Annotated in this window: 1 protein-coding gene; it reads left to right on the forward strand. The window is 68.1% G+C overall.

What is annotated here, in order from left to right; translation table 11 throughout:
* Positions 1–529: tyrosine-type recombinase/integrase (locus tag M8J73_RS17910; protein WP_249828789.1), on the forward strand; the 529-nt coding region annotated here is incomplete at its 5' end.
* Positions 530–814: the final 285 nt, after the last annotated feature.

Genomic DNA, 814 nt, shown 5'->3' on the forward strand with positions numbered 1-814 from the left:
GGAGAGCGCGGAGGGCAACCCCAGTCGGGCGGTGTCCGAGCCGAAGGACGGCCTTCGCGAGGAGGAGCTGGTCTTCCATGGCCGGAACAAGGTCCGCCGGGGCAGCAAGGTGAACGGCAGCGAGGGCGAGCCGTACCGCGCGCCGCTGCGGAGGTCCGCCTTCTGGCGCGTGTGGACCAAGGCCATCGACGACGCGAAGATCGCGCGGAAGACCGTCCGCACGGTCACGGTGCAGCGAGTCGACGAGGCCACGGGGCGCACGCGGTCCGAGAAGGTGGAGCGGACGGACTGGTGGCCCGACTTCCACGACACCCGGCACGCCTTCGCGTCCCGCCTCCACGACCGTGGCGTGCCCGAGGTGATCACGCAGGAGATCCTCGGGCACGAGCGCGCGGGGGAGGTGACGTGGATCTATACGCACGCCGCGGCGGACTACGCGGGCCAGGTCCTGGCGGCGCTGGAGGACGGGAAGCCGGGCGTCCCGCAGCAGAAGCGCCGGCGCCGGTTGCACGTGGTGTCGGCCGCGTGAGGCCTCCCGGAACTATCCCGGAACTCTCCCGGGAGGGGCGTACGTCGCCCAGGGGCGGGGCGGATATGGGCAGGGTAGAAGGGTGTAGATGGGGCGCTGAGCTGCATGTCAGCTGACCTGCGGAGATCATCCGGTTAGGGCTGAATCCTGATAAGGATGAGGCCACAGGTTCAAATCCTGTTAGCCCCACAGCGGCATAGCGCCAGGTGAGAAGCCCGGTAGACCATCAGCGTCTACCGGGCTTCTACATTTGATGATCTTGGTTTCCCGCTACTCTCCCGTAAC

The sequence above is a fragment of the Streptomyces neyagawaensis genome, assembly GCF_023516595.1.
GTDB classification, from domain to species: domain Bacteria; phylum Actinomycetota; class Actinomycetes; order Streptomycetales; family Streptomycetaceae; genus Streptomyces; species Streptomyces neyagawaensis.